This is a genomic window from Gilvimarinus sp. F26214L (assembly GCF_054401055.1).
The window spans coordinates 19,356-38,019 of the sequence record NZ_JBTIYG010000018.1; the positions used below are offsets into that span (position 1 = coordinate 19,356).

The window sequence follows — 18,664 nt, forward strand, 5'->3', positions numbered from 1 at the left end:
ATGTAATTCATGATCCGGGGGCAACAAACCCCTGATGGCCGCCCGCTTTTTACCCTGCCTCGCTGCCGTTAGAGTTTCTTCATTACGGTTCAATGAAGGAGACCGAAATTGAAACTAATGCGAACAGCCTTCCACAACCTGCCGCTGACGGCAGTCTCCATCGCCGCGACCGCCGCCGTTTTGCTGTCGCCGGCGCCGGCTGCGAAGGAGGCGCCGGGACAGGGCCACCGCATTGACGACGCTCTCTACCAGTTGGCTCCCGCCGCGGTGCTGGCACAAGGGCTCTACGAAGGGCCGACACCATTTGCTGATCTGCTGCGCTTCGGAGACTTTGGGCTCGGCGCCACCAATCACATCGATGGCGAGATCATCATCGTCGACGGCATCGTCTACCAGGCCGGCCATGCGGGAGGAAAACTGCGTGAGCTGGACCCAAGCGAGAAGAGCCCCTTCGCCTACATCAAGCTTTTTCGGGAGGATCGGCGCATAGAATTGCCGGCCGCAGGGAGCCTGGACGAACTGATACGGGAAATCGATCGTCGGCTGCCGACGCCGAACGTGATTTACGCCTTCCGTATTGAGGGCGTATTCGATTACCTGAAACTCCGCAGCGTGCCCCCTCAGGCGCCACCCTACCCGCCCATCGACGAGGTGGTGAAAGGGCAGTCGGTCTACGAACACAGGGATCTGGCCGGCACCATCGTTGCGCTCCGCTTCCCGTCTTACCTCAGCAGCACCTCCGGCAGCGGTTTCCATATGCACTTTGTCGACGCAAAGCGCCGCCTTGGCGGCCATGTACTGGACCTGCGCAGTCCGTCGCTGGAGGTGCCGGTAGACGAGAGCCACGGCCTCAACCTGATACTGCCCGACAGCCCTGCGTTCGAGGAAGCGGATTTCAGCACCGCGGGCGACGTTTCGGACGCCTACGAACGTGCCGTGCGCCCGAAGTGAGGACGACCGGCGAAATCCAGGCACCGGTTATCGAAGGGTCGAACCCGCCATCGAATTCTGCGCACGTGGCGAGTATTATCTGGAATCGAAAAAGGAGCGCTCAGTATGCCGGAAATTAAGCAACCATTACCGAAGGTCGTTTCTCTTGAAGAGTGGGAGGCGGCACTTAATCGATTACTCGTTAGAGAGAAAGAACTAACTCGGGCACGTGATGCGTTAAGCGCTGAGCGTAGAAGGTTGCCCATGGTAAAAGTGGATAATAACTACGAATTCCATGGAGACAAAGGGCCCACATCCTTCCTTGAACTGTTTGATGGGCGCCGTCAACTCATCGTTTATCATTTTATGTACGCACCTGACTGGAAGGCAGGTTGTGACGGGTGCTCTTGGGTTGCCGACGCCATGACTCACCCGGCCCATCTACATGCTCGTGATACTTCGCTTGTAATGGTCTCACGCGCGCCTTTAGAAAAACTCAAACAGTACAAATCACGCATGGGTTGGACGATCCCGTGGTATTCGTCTTATGGAAGCGACTTCAACTATGATTTCGGCGCAACTACAGCTGATGGCGAAACGCACGGAGTAAGCGTATTTCTCCGCAGCGGGAACGACATCTATCGAACGTACTTCTCAGGTGCGCGTGGAATCGAATATCTGGGCAGCCTCTGGACGTACCTGGACTTAACCCCATACGGCCGCCAGGAAACATGGGAGGACTCTCCTGAAGGTTGGCCGAAGACAGAACCGTATGTATGGAACCGACGCCACGACGAGTATGACGTTTAAGCAAATAGTCGCTGGTGATATCGATGAAGCTTCCATTATCCATGCTCCGCTCAAGGATTGCTCACCGGGCGCCCGACCTTGATGGTTCGACGGGATTCGACCATATCGGGCGTAAGTGAAACCAGGGCCAGGACGGCCAGAATCGCTCCGACCCACAACGGCGCACGGAGTCCATAGGCGTCGATCCCCCATCCGCCTGCCCAGGAGCCGATCACCACACCCAGGGTAATGAACGACGAGTGCACGCTATTGACCAGCATACGAGGGTTGCCAATGCTTTGCACCCGGGCAACCATCGCCGGATTCAAAGTGATGCCCACCAACCCGATGCCGATCATCGCCAGTAACGCCGCCACTTTGGAATCGGCCAATACCGCAAAGGCGGTCAGAAAGAGCGCATTGAGCACCAAGCCGATGATAATGACGGGACGGGTGTGCGATGTGGCATAGCGGGCAACGACCGAATTGCCTATCACTGTCGCGCCGCCGTATGCGAGCAATAGCCACGGTACGCTACGGGGGGAGTAATGGGTCACCTCAATAAGGATGGGTGCGAAGTAAGAGAATGCCGCGAATGTCGCGCCGATGATTAGCGTTGAGGTCGCCATGGCAAGCCACAGCCGCGGCTTGCGGAACACGGTGAGCTCTTGGCCGAGGTCGGCGGATTCTTTCGGGTGACCCAGATTTGGCAGAGTAGCCATAGTAACCGCAGCAACGACGATTGTCAGAAAGCCGACCACGCCGAACGACGCACGCCATCCCCAATGATCGCCGATCAGCGTCGAGAGCGGAAGCCCGAGCAAGGTGCCGACCATGAGTCCTTGCAGCGCGATTCCTGTCGCGCGGCCCCGCAATGAGGGCGCCGCAAGTTGAGCGACAACCGACAGGGCAACGCCGAAGAAGGCGCCCGATACCGTGCCCGTCAGGATCCGTGCGAACAGTATAAGTCCGTAGCTGCCGGCTACGACGGCAAGTGCATTCCCGATGAAGAAGACAACAAACAGCACGAGCAATGCATATTTCGGGCGTAGTCTCCCCACTGCCGTTGCAGCGAACGGACCGCCCAGGGCCATACCAAGAGCGAATGCCGTAATGAGGTAGCCAATCTGGGGGATGGTTGCGCCCAGATCAAGCGACATTTGCGGCATGAGGCCACCGACAATTAGTTCACTGGTCACCATGACGAAAATCCCGAGCGCCAGGACGTAAACGGATTTAGGCATACATAATTCCTCTAATCGAATACCTACGTGATTGTGTTTGTAAGCTTAAAGTGGTTTCCAAATTGCGTTAAGATTGCAAACATGAAACATTTAGTTGACAGAATAGAAACCTTAGGCGGGGCGCTGGAAGACGTGAGGGCATTCTGCTCGGTAGTGGAATGCGGCACGTTATCGGCCGCGGCCAAGCAAGCGGGCGAAACCAAAGGCGGTGTCAGCCGCCGACTTTCGCGGTTGGAGCGGCGCCTTGGCGTGGTATTGCTTGCGCGAACGCCACGCGCGGTGTCGGTGACAGAGGAAGGTTTAGCCTTTTACGACAAAGCGCGGGAAGCGCTAACCTGGCTGGACGATGCGGCGGAGGGAGCGCGCCAATCGCAATCGGTGCCACAGGGGCGTTTGCGCATCACCGCGCCGGTGGACTTGGGGATGGAGTTGCTGCCGGAGTGTCTTGTGCGCTTCCGCAAGCGGCACCCGCAAATAAGCATCGAGCTCATGGTCACGGATACGCCGCAAGACCTGGCGGCCCATCGTATTGATCTCGCTCTGAGAGTGCCCGCGGGCGAACTACCGGACATGGACTATCGGGCTTCGTCCCTGGTCGCCTATCGCATCGGCCTCTATGCTTCTCCAAGGTATCTTGCGGGGAAGGATGAACCACACACCCCGGCCGCGCTACCGACCCACGACTTGATCGGCGTCGACAATATAAACGGCGCGGCCCCATTGTATTTCTACGATCGCCGAGGCCGTATCGAGCAGGCATTCCCGCAACCGGTGATTCGCACAACGGACTTCGCCAGCGCCCTGCGCCTGACCCTCGCAGGCGGCGGTATCGCACCACTGCCCGAGCTGATTGCCGCTAGAGCTGCAGCTTCCGGCCTGCTTGTCAGAGTGTTGTCGGCATGGCACTTAGCTGAGGTCACGCTATATGCGATCAGCCTTTCCGGCCGAGACGCGCCGGCCCGTGTGCGCGTATTCAAAGATTTTCTACGCAAAGAGCTGACTCGGGAATTGAACGAATCGCTCGGGAGCTGATACGAGTGTGCTCCGACCATCGAATGAAGACCGCCGCCGGTGCATTCTCCTGCTTTATGGTCCCGGCACGGGTCCGCCGGGTTTGCATGCAGCCCCCGGCTGGACCTGCTGACCCCGGTCGCGCTGGCCCGCAGACGGAACTCGGGAGCAGAGCTTTTGTCGAAATCGCGGGCCAGCTTCCGCGTTGGCCCTCTCCAGAACGGCTGCCAAGACGCTGCAGCCACCCAGCCCCTCTCGCTTCAATCCCTACTGCCACGCTGTTTCGGTGCGTGCGGCAGCCAGGGAGGCATTCGACCTCAGCAGAAGTCGGCGCTATCATGCGAAACCTTGCTCGCAATGGATCGCGCAGGCCGGGCGATCTCTCAACGGTCCAGCAAAGGGTGCTTCCATTTGGTGAACGTCAGTCGCATACACTTATCGCCCCCCTTGCGCTATGGAGCCGCGACTGCGGTGGCGATCTCCGCCGTGCTGCTGTCCGCGCTGGTGCAAACACTTTGGGACTGGCAGTTCAGTCCGAGCATTCTGCTGGCCAGCGTAGTCGCGAGCCTGCTGTTGGGAACGGGTCCGGCAGTGCTCACGGCGGTACTGAGTTACGCACTCTCCGGCCTGGTGCTCGTTGGTCGCCCGTTCAGTCTGGATACCGGCAACCTCTCGGTCATTGATGCAAGCACGTACTTTTTGTCCTCTGGAGCGATTCTCGTCATCGGCACTCTTGCGCGGCGCACCATCGCGGACGCGCAGATCCGCACGCGGGAGGAGGAGACCCGGGCGCGGCTGGCCGCAATTGTTTCCGCTTCTGACGATGCGATCGTCAGCAAGTCGCTCGATGGAATCATCCGCTCCTGGAATGCAGGGGCCGAGCGGCTGCTGGGCTACAGCGCTGAAGAGATTATCGGTCGCTCCATCAACACCATCATTCCGTCTGAATTGTGGAGCGAGGAACGCGACATTATCCATCGCATCCGATCCGGTGAACGACTCGAGCACTTCGAGACGGTGCGCCTTCGCAAGGACCAGCAGCGAATCCATCTTTCCATCACTGTGTCTCCGATTCTCGATGATCGGGGCAGGGTGATCGGCGCCTCCAAAGTTGCCCGCGACATCACTGAAAAGAAACGCGCCGAAGCCGCTTTGCGAGCCAGTGAACAGCGCTTTCGCCGTCTGGCCGACGCCGCACCCGTATCGATCTGGATGACGGACCCCGACGCGAAGCCCTACTGGTTCAACAAGCGGTGGCTGGACTTTACCGGCCGCAGCCTCGAAGAGGAAATCAACGACGGCTGGCAGAGCAAGCTTCACCCAGACGACCGCAACACGATTGTAGAAACCTACGAGAGGCGGGTTGCGGCCCGCGAGCCCTTTAGCGCCGAGTACCGCCTGCGCCGCGCGGACGGGCAGTACCGCTGGATTCTGTCAAACGGGCTGCCCCTTTACGAGGATAACGAGCGTTTCGTGGGCTACGCCGGTTCGAGTATCGATCTGACCGAGCGCAAGGAAGCGGAAGACGCGCTGCGCACCGCCGACCGCCGCAAGAACGAATTCATTGCCACACTGGCCCACGAGCTGCGCAATCCGCTGGCGCCGATCCGTAACTCGCTCGAGATCCTCAAGCAGGCGAAACAGGACCCGGCCCTGCTAAACAAATCCCGAGACACGATTGAACGCCAACTCAACCACATGGTTCGCCTGGTGGACGACCTGCTGAATATCAGCCGCATCTCCCGGGACAAGCTCACCCTGCGGACCAGTGAAGTCGAACTGCGGGACGTAGTGCAGCAAGCCATTGAAATTTGCGAACCCCTCGCGAAGGAAATGGGCCACACCGTGGATGTGCAAACCCCCGACGAGCCGGTCTTTCTGGATGCCGATCCGGATCGGCTGTCCCAGGTACTCAGTAATCTGCTCAGCAATGCCTGCAAGTTTACCGATCCGGGCGGCCACATCACTGTGGACGCTAAACGGGAAGGCGATCAGGTGAGGGTTGCGGTGAAGGACAACGGCATCGGCATCGCTCAGAACCAGCTCGACAGCATTTTCGATCTGTTCGGGCAGGCTGATACCAGCCTCACGCGCACGGTCAGCGGCCTGGGTATTGGCCTGACTCTGGCGAAACGGCTTGCGGAACTCCACGGCGGCAGCATCTCCGTTCACAGTGAGGGGCTTGGCAAAGGCAGTGAGTTCGTGGTGGTGCTCCCTACGGTGGCAGCCCGGAACCTGCCTTCCAGCGAGCCCGGGGCACTGACCAATGTCAGCCAGACCTCCCGCCGGATTCTGATCGTGGAGGACAACACCGACAGCGCCGAGACACTGGCTATCTTGCTGCGCCTGAACGGCCATGAGGTGGAAGTGATTCACAACGGTCTCGAAGCCGTGGAGGTGGCCGAGCGGTTCACACCCGAGCTGCTCCTTTTGGACATCGGCCTGCCCGGTCTGGACGGGTACGAAGTGTGCCGGCGCATCCGGCAGCGGCCGTGGGCCGAAGCTGCGGTCATTGTCGCGCTCACCGGATGGAGCCAGGACGAGGACCGCCAGCAATCGGCGGCAGCTGGGTTCGACTATCACATTGTCAAACCGGTCAGTTATTCGGCTCTGAGCGATATTCTGGCGCAGGTCTCTGCCAACGGTGACTCAGTGGAATGCCCACAGCGTTCCCTGGCCCGACACTGACAAGCCTATCAGCGGTGAAACTTCCCGCGATCCATTAAAACGCACACGCAGGTTGGCCCTCTCAGCCGGACCGGATTGTGGTCCGGATCTTGTTTCCCTATGGGGAGTTCCGCCCCGGAAATTTTCAGCTTCACAGCCCGGCAGAAGCTGCCCGCTAACAATGGTCGTACGATCCAGGGCAGCGCACAGGCCAGGAAAGTCTCTCGTCAGGTGAAACAATATGCGCATTCTGGTCGCCAACGACGACGGCATTTACAGCCCCGGCATTTTTGCCCTGGCCCAGGCTGCGGAGGATTTCGGCGAGGTGCGCATTGTCGCGCCGGACGTGGAGCAGTCCTCCATGGGTCACGCGGTTACTGCCAGCCGGCCGCTTACCCACAAAAAGACCCCCATCCACCACTTCGACGCCTGGCGAGTCAATGGTACACCGGCTGATTGTGTTTCCCTTGGCGTGTCCATCTGGGGGAAGGTCGATCTGGTGCTGTCGGGGATCAACCTGGGGCTGAATATCGGCAACGGTTGCTGGCATTCCGGAACGCTGGCGGCCGCCAAACAGGCGGCGTTGTTGGGTTTGCGCGGCATTGCTTTAAGCACCCCCATGGAAAACGAGGAGCCGGATTTCGACGCGCTCAAACCCAGCGTGAGGGAAGTGCTTGAACAGGTGATTGCCTACGATTTCCCGCTGCTCAACGTCAATCTTCCTCCCCGCCCGCAAGGTGTACGCTGGACCCGACAGTCCGTTCGCCACTACAACGGCAGCATCACCCCTGGCACGGACCCGCGCGGCCGTCAGCATTACTGGTTTCATGAAGTTCCCGTCGAGGAAACTGAGGAAGATACGGACCGCTGGGCGGTGCAGAACGGTCTCACCTCAATCATGCCTGTGCGCCTGGACCTCACGGACCATGAAGAGCTTGCACGAGCTCTACAGCGCTGATCACATTGACCGGCCAGGCGATTGACTTGACTTATATTTTGCTTGGGGTAGGCTCTTGAATCATCAAGTTACTTCATTCCTTTGAGCAAGACTGTGAAAAAACTGCTTCGATTTTTCTTTTGGAGAACAACTCCGATCTTTCCCTCCTAAGGAGCGCATTCGGCGCTCCTTGTTTCTGCACGTTTCGCGTTTTTCTGTTTTCAAAATTCGCTTCGGAATCCGTCCATGCTGATGTCTGCGGTCAGAGCGTTTCACGGCGCTCTGCACAGTCGCGTCCAAGAGCTGTCTCTTACTCACCTGTGGGGGATGAAATTGAATCACCTGAATATTGCCTCTCTATTGGAGCAACTGGAATCCGGAAACCAGTGCAATCGGCACAAGGATCTGTCTGTGCGCCTTGGCTCGCGGGTAACCCTTGTGGAGAAGCAGTCCGAATCACTGCAGGTTTTTACTCTGGTCGGCCCCAGTGGCAGCGCTCCCGAGAAGGGGAAGTTGTCTTGCTTCTCGGCACTGGGCGCGGAGCTCATGGGGAAGACTGTAGGGGAAACCGTCCAGTTTTCCGTGTTGTGTCGGGAAGTGGTGTTCAAGATTGTTCGCATTGAGCAGCCCTGATTTGCTTCCGCGGTACAGCACCTGACCCCTTCATGTTGAAAAAGGAGGTGATTCATCATGCTTGCCGGGGCTTGATAGGACCTGTGCTCCAACCCACAAGTGAACCTGGAGGATTGAATCATGGCCAGAAACGAGAAGAAGAAACCGGAGAAAACGCTCAAGGAAAAGAGACGCTTGAAAAAGGAGAAACGCAATTCCGCCGAACAGCGGGAACGGTGACAAACAACCTTCGGCGCACCAGAAGGAGCTGGTGCGCCGTTTTTGCTATCACATCTTTGCGTAGGCGTGCCCGCCATCAACGGCAATGGTATCCCCCACCACATAGTCCCCCGCGCGAGACGCCAAAAAGATTGCGGTGCCCGCCATATCTTCCGGTGTACCGATGCGGCCGAGCGGCGTGGCTGCTGCGGACTCTTCTTCGTGATCGCGCGCGTGGCGGTTCATTTCCGAGGCGAACGGTCCCGGTGCAATGGCGCTTACCACGATACGGTCCTTGACCAGCCGGGCTGCGATGCGGCGGGTGAGGAAAATCAACGCCGACTTCGACGCGTGATAGGAATAGGTTTCCCAGGGGTTGAGGCGAATGCCATCGATGGAGGCGATGTTGATCACCTTGGCGGGCTTCTGGTCGGAGGCCGAAGACTTCAGCAAGGGATACATGGCCTGGGTGAGAAAGAACGGGGACTTCACGTTCAGGTCCATCACCTTGTCCCAACCGTGCTCGGGGAATTCCAGGAAGTCCGCGCCCCAGGCAGCACCTGCGTTGTTAACCAATATGTCCAGCTTTTCTTCCCGCTGGCGGATCTCTTCAGTGAGCGCCTTACAGCCGTCAACGGTTGAGATGTCCATGGGAATGGAGATGCAGCGGCCATTGCCCTGGGACAATTCAGCGGCGGTCGCATCGCATTGATCGGCTTTGCGGGAGGAGATGTAGACTTTCGCGCCCTGGGCGATAAAACCCGCTGCGATCATCTTACCGATCCCCCGCGAGCCGCCGGTCACCAGCGCGGTGCGCCCTTCCAGTGAAAACAGATTCTCGAACATTTATTGGCCCTCATCAGTGTTGTTTATAGGTTGTTTGAATAGGTCGGGGCGGAGTATACCGCGAGATTTTTTGCATAACCTCCATTGACCTCAACTTACGTTGAGGTTCTATCGTTGCCGTCCGGCTCGCGGACCGTATGCGCGAGCGTTTGCAGATAAACAGGGAGGCAATGCATGTCCGCAACAATCGACTCCGGCAAGCCGTCATTACCGACCGACTCATCAACCCGCTGGGGGGCCGTGGTGACCCTGGCCCTCGCGACTCTGGTGGTCGCCAGCGAAATGACTCTTGCGGCCATGGCGCTCCCGCTGATCAGTTCCGAATTCGCAATCTCCCCGTCGGCAACCGCCTGGGTTCTTCTCGCATACACCCTGCCGCTGGTGGCTCTGGCAATTCCCGCGGGGCGCTGGGTGGACGGTGCGGACGTGCGGCTGGTGTATCTGTGTTCCTTGACTCTTGTGGCCCTCACGGGCATCGCATCGGCCTGGGCCCCTTCCTTCCCTGTTCTGCTTGCCAGCCGTGTGCTGCAGGGCATGGCTTCCGCGCTCTACCTCGCGGTGTACATGCCCGTTGTGGCCACCAGCGTAGGTCCCGCCGTGCGGGGTCGCGCCATCAGCATTATCGCCAGCATCATGATGCTGGGCAGCGTGGCTTTGACGCCCCTGGGCGGCCTGGTGGCGGAATCGTTTGGGTGGCGCGCAGTGTTTTTGCTCAAGGTTCCGTTTCTGGCGATCGTTGTTGTTCTCGGTCATCACCTGCTGGCCCGCACCCATGTTGGAGCGCCCTTGCGCCAACGTCTGCCGGTACCGAGCGTCTCGCTTCTGGTAGAAAGTTTGTTGATCGGGGCGGGAACCACCGCCCTGCTGCTCGGGCTGGAAAGATCAGGTGCGGACCCGTTACTGGCCGGCGCGCTGGGCGTGGCCGGTCTGGCCGTACTGATGGCCTGGAAGCAGCTCGAGTTTTCCCGCCCCATTGTCGCATTGCTGGCGCGTCCGCGATTTGCCACACCGGCCCTGTCGCTGAGTCTCATTGCGGCCATTACCGGGCTTACCGGTTTTACCTTGCCCTTCTTTGTGCTGGAAGTGGTCGGCGCGGGACCGCAAGCACTGAGCATCGTCATTATGAGCTTTGTGCTTGCGGCGGCCGTTATTTCACCCGTTGCAGGAGGGCTGGCGGACCGGTGGGGGCCGCTTCCGGTCGCCACTGCGGGGGCCGCTCTGACCGCGCTTGCCCTGCTCTCCTTTCTGGCTCTGGGGCCGGATGCAACCCTGATTGAACTGACCCTCTGCACGGGGGCCGCAGGTGCGGGAATGTCCGTGTTCAACGCACCGAATATGGCCGCCATGCTCCAAGCGGCGCCCGCGGACATGACCGGTACCGCGAGCGGAATTTCCGGTGTGGCACGGATGCTCGGCTCGACCATGGGGCCCGCGACCGCCGCCATCGTATGGACCGCAAGCGACGGCGGCACCAGTGCTCTGCACAACACGGTGCTGGTCCTTGCAACCATGGCCGGCGCCGGATTTGTAGCGCTCTTGTTGGGCAACCGCTCGTTGGCTGTCGCACCGGGACAGCCGAACGCGATGGAAGTGGCGCCACAGGCGCGTGATGGGCGATAGCGCCACGATTTGCGGGCTTGAGTGCCGGCCCGGAGGCCGGCACCCACCTCCACGGCTCGCCGGTGTTTTGTCGCCGGCTTTGTTCGGTAACCGCAGCGCCAACTCATGCATAAAACGGCACCACGTCACTGTTTATTTTCTGAACACCCGGTAGCGTTGGTTTGCAACGGAAGGTTCATGGGGTTTTTCCGTTACTTCTTTGCGGATGTATATCGCATCACCGTTCTAAAGGAGAAGGAAAATGAACAACATGCCTCTGATAAAACTGCGGGTGTTGCGGGTCGCGCTGTTCGGATATGTGTCGGTGGTTGCCATGGATGTAACCACCACGCTCAAGTTCGAAGGCGATCCGGTAACCATTCAGATGCTGGTGCTCGGGCTGTTGTCGCTGGCGACCATGACCATCTCGGCGCGCGACCCGCGCAAACGGCGTTCGAATCCCCTGTCGGATTTGGTATCCGAAGACGGTGGATACCGTTTGGTTCAGCAGCCAGACGGTGGCCTGACCCTGTATCGGACTCCTGAGGCGCATCCCCTGTGGTCCTCGAAGCGAAAAACGCGCAAGAAGTGCGGGGCGGAAGCATCTGGCAAAACGTCACCCCGGTATATTGTGTTTGTGTGCGAGTAAGTGCCTTTGTGTTGGGTTACGGCAAACAACCGAGACTCTGCCGAACCGGTAGGTTGGGTTGAGCGAAGCGTAACCCAACACAGGGATGCCTCATTGTTGGGTTACGGCCTACGGCCTAACCCAACCTACGGGAATTGCCGAACCGGTAGGTTGGATTAGCGAAGCGTAACCCAACAGAATAATAAACCTTGCGCCTCCGCCCAACCGGCCTGTAGCTTGCTCCAAAGTCGACCATCGAGGAGATCGCAATGACCAGCCCCATGCCTGCCGTATTTCTCGGCCACGGCACGCCAATGAACACCCTGGACTCCAACCGCTACACCGAGGCCTGGAGCCAATTCGGCGCGTCGGTACCAAGACCGCGGGCGATTCTCGCCATATCCGCCCACTGGTACATCAACGCCACGGCAATCACGGCCATGGCCCGCCCTCGGACTATTCACGATTTTTACGGCTTTCCCCAGGAGCTGTTCGACGTGCAATACCCAGCGCCGGGCGCACCGGACGTGGCGAGGGAAGTTGCCGAGCTGCTGCAGCCGGAGCACGTGGGCCTGGACGAAGACAGTTGGGGCGTTGATCACGGCACCTGGTCCGTGCTGGTTCACGCTTTTCCCGAAGCCGACATTCCGGTGCTCCAGCTTTCCATCAATGCCGCGCAATCCTTCGATTTCCATTTGCAACTGGGCGCTCGCCTGGCACCACTGCGGGACAAGGGCATTCTCATACTGTGCAGTGGCAACGTGGTGCACAATCTCAGGCAAATGGCGCGCGACCAGAGTGATGCCGCCTTCGACTGGAACCGCCGTTTCGACGAAGCGGCACTGGACATCATGACTCACAAACCCGAGCGGCTCCCCAGTCTGCAGGATCACCCCGATTTCCCCCTGGCAGTACCCACCGACGAACACTTTATTCCCCTGCTCTATCTGGCGGGCCTGGCCTCTGCAGCAGCCGCGCCGGCGGAAATGTTGATTCAGGGTTACGCCATGGGTTCCTTGTCCATGACGTCCTATGCGCTGGGGTGTTGTGGCGATCTGAAGTCCCACGACTCGCGCGGAGCGCCGCCGGTCACAGATGTTCCGGGAGAGCAGACGAATCTGTGATGATTCCTGTGCGGAGCCGGCGCGGTTGGGGTTGGGGTTGGGGAAGGAACTGCGTGTTGGGTTACGGCCTTCGGCCTAACCCAACCTACGGGAACTTGCCGGACCAGTAGGTTGGGTTAGCGAAGCGTAACCCAACGTGGGGTGCATTGTTGTTACGGCCTGCGGCATGGGGTGCCTTGTTGTTGGGTTACGGCCTCTGGCCTAACCCAACCTACGGGAACTTGCCGGACCGGTAGGTTGGGTTAGCGAAGCGTAACCCAACACTAATCGTTGCTGATGATTACCTTCAACGCGGACTCCTTGCCGGCGTTACCGAATACCTCATAGGCTTTCATGAACTCGTCGAACTTGAAGCGGTGGGTGATCAGGCTCGCCGGCTCGAGGGTGCCGGATTCGACGGTTTTCAGGAGCATGGGTGTGGTGTTGGTGTTGACCAGGCCGGTGGTGAGGGTGATGTTCTTGATCCACAGCTCCTGGATCTGGAGGTCCACGCTTTTGCCGTGAACGCCGATGTTGGCAATGTGACCGCCGGGCCGGACGATCTGCTGGCAGACGTCGAAAGTTTGCGGAATGCCCACTGCTTCAATGGCCACATCCACACCATCCTTGGTCTGGTCGGCAATCAGTTTGGCCACATCGTGCTTGCTGCTGTTGATGGTGTCGGTCGCGCCGAACTTTTTGGCCATCTCCAGCCGTGCATCATCCAGGTCGATCATGATGACCCGGGAGGGTGAGTAGAACTGGGCGGTGAGCAGCGCCGCCATGCCGATTGGGCCGGCCCCCACGATGGCCACCACATCCCCCGGTTTGACTGCACCATAGAGCACGCCAATTTCGAACCCGGTGGGCAGAATGTCGCTGAGCATCACCAGCGCCTCTTCGTCGGCACCGGACGGAACGGGGTAGAGGCTGTTGTCCGCGTGGGGAATGCGCACGTACTCGGCCTGGGTGCCGTTGATCAGGTGGCCGAGAATCCAGCCTCCGTCCTCGCAGTGAGAGTACATCTGGCGCTTGCAGTACTCGCACTTGCCGCAGGAGGTGATGCAGGACATGAGCACGCGGTCGCCCTTCCTGAAGTTGCTGACCGCGTCGCCCACCTCTTCGATAACCCCCACACCTTCGTGCCCCAGGACCCGGCCACTGGTAACGGCGGGCACGTCGCCCTTGAGAATGTGGAGGTCCGTGCCGCAGATGGTGGTTTTCAGAACTTTGATGATGGCATCAGTGGGCTTTTCAATGGTTGGTCGGGCCACCTCTTCCCAGGATTTTTGACCGGGCCCCTTGTAGACAAGAGCGTTCATTGATTCCGCCATGATTTTCTCCCTCGTAGTTTGCAGCGTCCATTTCAGCCTTCCCGGTTAACGGGGGCTGCGCACAAGCTTTAGCGTTCACGGGTGTCGGCAACAGCGCGGCTTGCGCTTAATTTGAGAAGCCGTCCCGCGCCGCCCTGGCGCCCGTCCTCGAGCAGCCATACCGTTCCGTCCGGCGCCTGCTCCACTTCGCGGATGCGATCGCCCATATTAAAACGCTCTGCCTCCTCGGCACCATCACCCTGGAACTCGATGCGCACCAGCGACTGGGATGAGAGTCCGCCGACCAATGCGCTGCCCTTCCAGTCGGGGAACTCCTCTCCGGAATAAATGATGAAGCCGGCCGGGGAAATGACCGGCGTCCAGGTTGTGACGGGCGCCTTGAATTCCGGTCGCGTGGAATGGTCGGGAATGTCAGTGCCATCGTAGTGAATGCCTTCGGAGACCACGGGCCAGCCGTAGTTCTCGCCTTTTTCGATCAGGTTCAGTTCGTCGCCGCCCTGTGGGCCCATCTCGTGGGCCCACAGTCGCCCCTGATCGTCAAACACGATGCCGAGCATGTTGCGATGGCCCAGTGTCCAGATCTGGGCGGCCACCTCACCCTCGGAGGCAAAAGGGTTGTCATCCGGCACCGAACCGTCGTCGTTCAGGCGCAGAATCTTGCCAAGGTTTGCACTCTTGTCCTGGGCCGGGTCCAGCTTCTGCCGGTCCCCTGACGTGACCCACAGATGCCCGTCCGGACCAAACAGCAGGCGATGGGAATAGTGTCCCTCACCGGACACCTTGGGCTCCTGGCGCCAGATCACTTCCAGATCCTCCAAGGCGCCACCATCCTCCGCCACGGCCAGCCGCGCCCGCGCAACCGCTGCGCCCCGGGTGTCCCCTTCGCCCGGCTCCGCATAGCTGATGTAGATGACCTGGTTGTTGGCGAAGTCCGGGTGCAGGGCCACGTCGCCGAGACCACCCTGCCCGCCGAAGGCGACCTCCGGGACGCCTTCGATCTGCTGTGGCTCCGCGCCTTCGCGGAACAACAGCAGTTCGCCCTTCATTTCGGTAATCAGCGCGGCGCCGTCCGGCAGAAATGTCATGGCCCAGGGTTGTTCAAAGTCGGCCAGTTCCTCGGCGTTGAAAGGCGGGTCGGCGTTCTGGCTTTGAGCGATGGCTGGCAAACCTGAAAGCAGCGCAAGGGGCAGGATGAATAGCAGATGGAAGCGCATGGATCCTCCTTGTCACGGGCGGCGGGTCGGGGTGATCCAAAAGTGAGTGCAACGTGGGGGCCAGCTCTGTGCCGGGAATGGAGGCGCGCGCAGTCCACAGTGATGGCGATCGGCGAAACCGTTACTGACTCGCTTCGTTCCAGGCCGCGGCCGCCAGTGGGGCGATGCCTTGGGCGCGTGGCCATTCGGGATGCTGCGCGCGCAACTCGCTATCAACGACAGCGGCCGCTTCCTCGGCGGATTTCCCCTCCCCCTTCAGGGCCAGCGCACGGTCGCGAATGGCTTCCACCAGGCGCCGGTTGGCCGGAATCAGTGAAGCCGTGCCGAAGGCGCCGTGGGCGGGAACGATATTGGCGGGCTCCATGGCCTCCAGCACCTCGAACGCGTCCAGCCAGGCTTTAACGCTGGAGCCTCGATTTGCAGCCAGGAACGACTCCTTCATCAGCACGTCGCCCGCGAACAGAACCTGATCCTCTTCCACGAAGAAGACGGTGTCTCCCTGAGTGTGGGTGGGGCCAACCACCTGCATGTGAACCGTTACGCCGCCCAGATCCAGCGCGTAACGCCGGTCGAAGATTATATCCGCGGGTCGCTGCTCCACGCCTTCCAGCAGCTCGGCCATTTGCGGACTGCGCCGCTCGAAGTAGCGAATGATCGCACGTCCGCGGTCCGCGAACTCCTGCTCCTGAACGCTGGAATTGATGTAGGTGGCGGACTCGGGAAAGGCCAGGTTGCCCGTGGTGTGCTCCGGGTGGAAGTGGGTGGTGGCAATGTACAGGGCGTCGGTGTTGCTCACCTTGCGCGCCTCGCGCAATACGGCTTCGCCGTTGCGCCGGCCCATGCCGGGGTCAATAACCAGGGTTGCGCGCTCACCGACCACGATGCCGACGTTGGGCACGGCGGGCGCGTTGGCATCCGGGATGGCGTAGGTGTGTTCCCCCAGTTGCACCGTAGCGCCTTCGCGAACGTAGGGGCCGGTCTCCTGGGCCAATGCCGTGGCGGCCGTCAACATGAAAAGCGGCCAGGTGAGCAAGGATTTTTTCATTATTTCTCCCGCCGTTCACAATCGTGCCCGCCCCGGTACAGACCGAGCGGGCACGATTGTAGACAAAGGCTGGTACCGGGCCAAGCAATGGCTGCCGATCTGCGGCCTCAGGGCGCAAGATGCACTTCGCGGCTGGCCTTCTCGTCAGTCCCTTCCGGGCGAGGGTCCATCCGCGCGATGACTGCCGGACCCAGGGCTTCGTCCGTATAGCGCTCGGGCTTTGCCAGGAGGTCAGCGGGCCGGGCCACATCGCCGCGGCTGTAATCACAAACACCATCCGGGAAGATGGCTTCCAGCTCGCGCTGGTAGGGTCGCATGTCCACATTGCCGTACTCCCCGCGGGAAATAGCCCGGGACACCGGCTGCAGGTGGCATTTGAACACATCGCCAGTCACGTCGCCGCCGGCCACTTCGCGGGAGGTCTTGTAGCGGGGGTACGCGGTCATGCAGGCGCCGGCGGGCTGGCCATTCCACTCGCCGTCCCACACCGTATCACCCTGGGCAATCACATTGCCGCGCGCATCCAGGCATTTGTCCGCTGCGGCTGGCGGCCGGTTCTCGGCGATGGTGCGGTTCGGGTTCTTGCGGATGTTTGTCATCCACTGGTCCATCACCTCCACCGCGTGAACGATTGGATTATGCTTTTTGTGGGCCATCCAGATTGCCTGGTTGTCCGCGTGCCCCTGGGCCTCGATAAGCCGCTGGCGGGCTGCGAAGGAGGCGGTGGAGTGGTGCATATCCAGGTCTTTCTCCAGATAGTGGCGCACGTCAAGGATGGGAATATCCGCATGGCCCACAAACACATGGCCGGAACGGTACGCGGCTTCGATCGCTGCAATGCTGCCTTCAGTGCGCCTGGCAGGAGAGCGGCCATCGCTGTGATACATGTTGTGATGGCTCCAGAACGAAAGGTCCACCGGAAAGATGTTCCCCGCCAGGAGCCACAGCTTCTCCGGCTTCATTTCGTGTGGCTTTTTCCATCCCCCCAGGAAACGGTTCAATCGGAGAAAGTCATTCGGGCTGATCTGGCCCTCACGCAGGGCGCGCAAGCCGTACTGAACGCCCACATTGTCCCAGGTGGAGTTGGCGAAACCTTGCGCGTCCACTCCATAGACATACTTCAGATCGTCCCAATGGCTGAAGTGAACCTGTTCCTGCACCTCCGGAGAAAAGCTGCTTTTGAAGTGAACGAAGGTGGGGTTGTGCACCAGAGGCGTGAGGCCCCGCCAGCCCTGAATGCACTCGGTGGCGCCCTTGCCCAGTTCGGGAATTTTGCCGCGCAGCAGGTCCACCACGGCCTGCACCTCCGTGAAGCGATTGTCCGCTTCCGAATTGGCGCTCAGCCCCTGAATCCAGCTGCGGTTTTCCCATACGCGCCACAGTGGGTTCTTGGCGTCGGTGACGTCGAAGTAGTATTCCAGAGGCTCGCAGTCCATGGTGCTGATGGTCTGGGTCACCATGTCCGGATAGGAGTACAGGGGAATGGCCGCGTCCAGCAGGCCGGGATGGTTCTGGGCGATCAGATACTGTTGGATGGCGCCGCCGGAGCCGCCGATTCCGACCGTATAGAGGGGATCCCCGTACAGGGAAACAAACTGACGCTTGAGCCGGGCCGCCGTATCTTCCGCCAGCCACATGTTGTAGTGGTTGCTGGTCTGGGTGCCGGTGGAGTAAAGCATGGCGTAGCCCTGCTCCAACTGGTCAAAGCCCCGTTTCAACACATCGTTGGGCTTGATGCGGCCCTGGCGTTTGCCGATGCCCACTCCACCGCGGAACTGGTAGATCAACTTTTTATTCCAGTGGTCGGGATTGGGTGCGTCCACAGTTTCTTCGCTGCCGCGCAGGGCCACCATGAGGTAGTGATAGCGATTGATGGTGCCGGATTCCAGCCGCACGACGAACGGAACCTCCCTTCCGTCCACCTCGATGGTGGCGATGTCACCATCGGCTTCTTCCAATGGAAAAAATTCCCGGGTTCCCTCCCGGTTGTAATAGTAGCTCGCAGTGGTGGGGTGCGAGCAGTTCATGCTGTATCCCACAACATTCTCGGGATCGATCTCGCCATCTTTCAGGCCGTAGACCGGCACACCCATGCCGCTTTGGTTATCCACCAGTGGTTGGGCATCGGTGACCTGGTTTTCTCCGCAGAGAAAGGGGTAGTCAAGCGGGCCGGCAAACAGCGGGGCGACCGGACCGACCTCGCCGAGTTTGATGGGGAACCGGAAAGTTTCGGCCGGCCTTCCCGCCACTCGGGGGTGGGGGCCGGAGTAGGGAGCCACGGGCTCCCGGGGGTCGAAGTTGTCCGGCAGTGCGAGCACCGGGGCCAGCGGTGGCTCTTTCATGACGTGAACGGACTCCGCCAGGTAGGCGAAGCCCACACCGCCGGCGCCAAGAAACAAAACCAGGAAGCCAATGGACAGTTTCGCTAACAATCCCATAGCAGACCTCTACGGCAGGTTTTTGTAGGTTGGAGTCTTTTTCGTGCA

General features: G+C 60.1%; 15 protein-coding genes. 9 read left to right on the forward strand and 6 right to left on the reverse strand.

The features are described 5' to 3' along the window. Positions 1-117 precede the first annotated feature (117 nt). Together budA and ACURWW_RS15870 are read left to right on the forward strand one after the other, a co-directional pair. Positions 118-951: an acetolactate decarboxylase gene (gene budA, locus ACURWW_RS15865; protein ID WP_445617924.1), complete on the forward strand. Its 834-nt coding sequence runs from the start codon at positions 118-120 to the stop codon at positions 949-951. A 105-nt stretch (positions 952-1,056) separates the two neighbouring features. Beyond that, entirely contained in the window at positions 1,057-1,740 is a 684-nt protein-coding gene (locus ACURWW_RS15870; RefSeq protein ID WP_445617905.1) for a DUF899 domain-containing protein, read from the forward strand. Positions 1,741-1,790: 50 nt separating this feature from the next. Here ACURWW_RS15870 and ACURWW_RS15875 read toward each other — a convergent pair whose 3' ends face one another. Then, positions 1,791-2,963, reverse strand: coding sequence for an MFS transporter (locus ACURWW_RS15875; RefSeq protein ID WP_445617904.1), 1,173 nt, complete (start codon positions 2,961-2,963; stop codon positions 1,791-1,793). Positions 2,964-3,044: 81 nt separating this feature from the next. Between ACURWW_RS15875 and ACURWW_RS15880 the strand changes: the two genes are divergently transcribed. From ACURWW_RS15880 to ACURWW_RS15895, 4 genes are all read left to right on the forward strand, one after another. Beyond that, on the forward strand, positions 3,045-3,995 hold the full coding sequence (locus ACURWW_RS15880) for a LysR substrate-binding domain-containing protein (RefSeq protein ID WP_445617903.1): 951 nt from the start codon (positions 3,045-3,047) through the stop codon (positions 3,993-3,995). 450 nt (positions 3,996-4,445) lie between these two features. Further along, the gene (locus ACURWW_RS15885; protein ID WP_445617902.1) at positions 4,446-6,662 is read left to right on the forward strand and encodes a PAS domain S-box protein; all 2,217 of its coding nucleotides are present in this window, start codon (positions 4,446-4,448) and stop codon (positions 6,660-6,662) included. A gap of 220 nt (positions 6,663-6,882) precedes the next feature. Continuing rightward, positions 6,883-7,599: a 5'/3'-nucleotidase SurE gene (surE, locus tag ACURWW_RS15890; RefSeq protein WP_445617901.1), complete on the forward strand. Its 717-nt coding sequence runs from the start codon at positions 6,883-6,885 to the stop codon at positions 7,597-7,599. Between the two features lie 225 nt (positions 7,600-7,824). Continuing rightward, positions 7,825-8,211: a GreA/GreB family elongation factor gene (locus ACURWW_RS15895; protein ID WP_445617900.1), complete on the forward strand. Its 387-nt coding sequence runs from the start codon at positions 7,825-7,827 to the stop codon at positions 8,209-8,211. Positions 8,212-8,478: 267 nt separating this feature from the next. Here the strand turns inward: ACURWW_RS15895 and ACURWW_RS15900 are convergent, their stop codons facing one another. Next, a complete protein-coding gene (locus ACURWW_RS15900; protein ID WP_445617899.1) occupies positions 8,479-9,255 on the reverse strand; it encodes an SDR family oxidoreductase in 777 nt (258 codons plus the stop codon). Positions 9,256-9,429: 174 nt separating this feature from the next. On the opposite strand from ACURWW_RS15900, the gene ACURWW_RS15905 reads away from it, so the two are divergent. From ACURWW_RS15905 to ygiD, 3 genes are all read left to right on the forward strand, one after another. Next, on the forward strand, positions 9,430-10,875 hold the full coding sequence (locus ACURWW_RS15905; RefSeq protein WP_445617898.1) for an MFS transporter: 1,446 nt from the start codon (positions 9,430-9,432) through the stop codon (positions 10,873-10,875). A gap of 241 nt (positions 10,876-11,116) precedes the next feature. Beyond that, positions 11,117-11,503 carry a hypothetical protein gene (locus tag ACURWW_RS15910; protein ID WP_445617897.1) on the forward strand — a complete coding sequence of 129 codons (387 nt, stop codon included), beginning with the start codon at positions 11,117-11,119 and terminating at the stop codon, positions 11,501-11,503. Between the two features lie 248 nt (positions 11,504-11,751). Next, on the forward strand, positions 11,752-12,606 hold the full coding sequence (ygiD, locus tag ACURWW_RS15915; protein WP_445617896.1) for a 4,5-DOPA-extradiol-dioxygenase: 855 nt from the start codon (positions 11,752-11,754) through the stop codon (positions 12,604-12,606). Between the two features lie 263 nt (positions 12,607-12,869). Here ygiD and ACURWW_RS15920 read toward each other — a convergent pair whose 3' ends face one another. The 4 genes from ACURWW_RS15920 to ACURWW_RS15935 form a co-directional block, all read right to left on the reverse strand. Further along, a complete protein-coding gene (locus ACURWW_RS15920) occupies positions 12,870-13,919 on the reverse strand; it encodes a zinc-dependent alcohol dehydrogenase family protein (protein ID WP_445617895.1) in 1,050 nt (349 codons plus the stop codon). Between the two features lie 68 nt (positions 13,920-13,987). After that, positions 13,988-15,133 carry a PQQ-dependent sugar dehydrogenase gene (locus tag ACURWW_RS15925; RefSeq protein WP_445617894.1) on the reverse strand — a complete coding sequence of 382 codons (1,146 nt, stop codon included), beginning with the start codon at positions 15,131-15,133 and terminating at the stop codon, positions 13,988-13,990. Between the two features lie 121 nt (positions 15,134-15,254). Continuing rightward, positions 15,255-16,178: an MBL fold metallo-hydrolase gene (locus ACURWW_RS15930; RefSeq protein WP_445617893.1), complete on the reverse strand. Its 924-nt coding sequence runs from the start codon at positions 16,176-16,178 to the stop codon at positions 15,255-15,257. A 107-nt stretch (positions 16,179-16,285) separates the two neighbouring features. Further along, positions 16,286-18,616: a DUF6351 family protein gene (locus ACURWW_RS15935; RefSeq protein WP_445617892.1), complete on the reverse strand. Its 2,331-nt coding sequence runs from the start codon at positions 18,614-18,616 to the stop codon at positions 16,286-16,288. Between the last annotated feature and the right edge of the window lie 48 nt (positions 18,617-18,664).